The sequence below is a fragment of the Anaerolineae bacterium genome (assembly GCA_014360855.1).
Classification (GTDB): domain Bacteria; phylum Chloroflexota; class Anaerolineae; order JACIWP01; family JACIWP01; genus JACIWP01.
Genome location: JACIWP010000351.1, coordinates 1 through 2,746 on the forward strand (window position 1 = coordinate 1; position 2,746 = coordinate 2,746).

At 63.5% G+C, this 2,746-nt stretch carries 2 protein-coding genes; one reads left to right on the forward strand and one right to left on the reverse strand.

Going from position 1 to position 2,746, the window contains the following annotated elements:
* A partial coding sequence (locus H5T60_13855) for a hypothetical protein (protein MBC7243517.1) occupies positions 1 to 216 on the reverse strand: 216 nt, incomplete at its 3' end.
* A gap of 339 nt (positions 217 to 555) precedes the next feature.
* On the opposite strand from H5T60_13855, the gene H5T60_13860 reads away from it, so the two are divergent.
* The coding region (locus H5T60_13860; protein ID MBC7243518.1) for a pyruvate, phosphate dikinase at positions 556 to 2,746 on the forward strand (2,191 nt) is incomplete at its 3' end.

A 2,746-nucleotide genomic window follows, 5' to 3' on the forward strand; every position in this document is an offset into this window, starting at 1 on the left:
CACCTGGTCGTAGCCGGCGTACAGGTCGGCCAGCCGGCCGAAGCCGGCCCCGATCTCCAGCAGGCGCCGGCCGCGCGCCGGCAGGAGCTTCCCCAGCGCCAGCCGTTCGGCGCGGTCCTCGTACTCGCGATATTCCCGGCCCCAAAACTCCTCCTTGTACTGCGATCCCTCGTAATCACAGATCGGGCGCGGCTGATGGATATCTTCCGATGTCAACTTGGCCTCCGCGATAGTGTTTCACGTGAAACATCGCGCCGATGTTTCACGTGAAACAGGATACACTGGCGGCCATTATACCACGGGCCGGCGCTCCCCTCAACCCCACGCAGGGGTGCACACCCTCCAAGATATAGGCCTTGATTGGATATTGGATACAATATATAGCGTGGGGCCGCCGGCAGACCCGCCACAGTTTGCCAAAGTCGACACTTTGGCTATAATTGTACAATGGTGTAATTTGGGCTTGCGCCAATGTGCAGTAGAAGTACACACGCCGGCCAGGCGTGCATTTATTGTGTCCAACACCCGCTACCATGACAGGAGGTCACCAGCAACATGACGAAAAAGTGGGTCTATACGTTCGAAGAAGGCAACAAGGATATGCGCGATCTGCTGGGCGGCAAGGGTGCCAACCTGGCAGAAATGACCAACGCCGGCCTGCCCGTCCCCCCTGGCTTCACTATCACCACCGAGGCCTGCAACGCCTACTACGCCCTGGGCAAACAGTTCCCCGAGGGCCTCTGGGAGCAGGTCCTGGAAGCTATGAAAGACCTGGAGAAGAAGACCGGCAAGAAATTCGGCGATCCCTCCAACCCCCTGCTGGTCTCCGTGCGCTCCGGCGCCCGCGTCTCCATGCCCGGCATGATGGACACCGTCCTCAACCTGGGCCTCAACGACGAGGTGGTCAAAGGGCTGGCGAAGCTCACCAACAACGAGCGCTTCGCCTACGACGCCTACCGCCGCTTTATCCAGATGTTCAGCAAAATCGTAAAGGGCCTCGACCCCGAACCCTTTGAGCGCGTGCTGGACGAGTACAAGGCCAAGACCGAGGGCAAGCGCGATACCGACCTGACCGCCGACATGCTCAAGGAGATCGTCGAGCGCTTCAAGCAGATGTACCAGGCGGCCCTGGGCGAGCCCTTCCCCTCCGACCCGTACGAACAGCTCCGCCAGGCCATCGCCGCGGTCTTCAACTCCTGGATGGGCAAGCGCGCCGTGGACTACCGCAACTTCCACAAGCTCCCGCACGATTGGGGCACCGCGGTCAACATCGTGACCATGGTCTTCGGCAACATGGGCGATGATTCCGGCACCGGCGTGGCCTTCACCCGCGACCCGGCCACCGGCGAGAAGGTGCTCTACGGCGAATATCTCCAGAACGCCCAGGGCGAGGATGTGGTCGCCGGCATCCGCACCCCCAAGAAAATCGCCCAGCTCGCCCAGGACATGCCGGAGGTCTACCAGCAGTTCGTCCAGGTGGCGGAGCGCCTGGAGAAGCACTACCGCGATATGCAGGACCTGGAGTTCACCGTCGAGCGAGGCAAACTCTGGATGCTCCAGACCCGCTCCGGCAAGCGCACCGCCGCCGCGGCGGTGAAGATCGCCGTGGATATGGTGAAAGAGGGCCTCATCACCAAGGAGGAAGCTCTCCTGCGCGTCGAGCCGGCCCAGATCAACCAGCTCCTGCTCCCCCGCTTTGACCCCAAGGCCAAAGAGGCCGCCGAGAAGGACGGCCGGCTGTTGGCCAAAGGGCTGAACGCCTCCCCCGGCGCGGCCACCGGCAAGGTCGCCCTTGATGCCGACCTGGCCGAGGAGTGGGGGATGGCCGGCGAGCCGGTCATCCTGGTGCGCCCGGAGACCTCGCCCGACGACGTGCACGGCATGCTGGTCTCCAAGGGCATCCTGACCCAGCACGGCGGCGCCACCTCCCATGCGGCCGTGGTCGCCCGCGGCCTGGGCCTGCCCTGCGTGGCCGGCTGTGAGGCCATCCGTATTGACATGGACCGCCGGCGCTTCTCCGTGGATGGCAAGGAGATTCGCGAGGGGGAATACATCTCCATTGACGGCACCACCGGTGAGGTATTTGCCGGCGTCATCGCTACCGTTGAACCCGATTTCGACAAGGAAGAGGACCTCAAGACCCTGCTCAGTTGGGCCGATGAGGTGCGCACCCTGGGCGTCTGGGCCAATGCGGACTACCCTCGCGATGCCGAGCGCGCCCGCAAGTTCGGCGCCGAAGGCATCGGCCTCTGCCGCACCGAACACATGTTCTTCGAGGAAGACCGCCTGCCCATCGTCCAGAAGATGATCCTCGCCAAGACCGACGAGGAGCGCCAGCGCTATCTCGACATGCTCCTGCCGGTCCAGCGGGAGGACTTCGAGGGCATCTTCCGGGTCATGGACGGCTGTCCGGTCATCATCCGCCTGATTGACCCGCCCCTGCACGAGTTCCTGCCCAAGTACGATGATCTGGCGGCCGAGATCGCCGAGCTGAAGTTCAAGCTGGCTCGCAGTTCCTCCCTGGAGGAAATGGACGCGCTCATCGCCCAGATTCACGAGAAAGAGGAACTGCTCAAGGCGGTGGCGTCCATGCGCGAGGCCAACCCCATGCTGGGCCTGCGCGGCATCCGCCTGGGCCTGGTGATGCCGCAGATCATCCAGATGCAGGTGCGCGCTATCCTGGAAGCGGCCTGCAGCGTGGAGGCCGAGGGCATGAAGGTCCTGCCGGAGATCATGATCCCGCTGA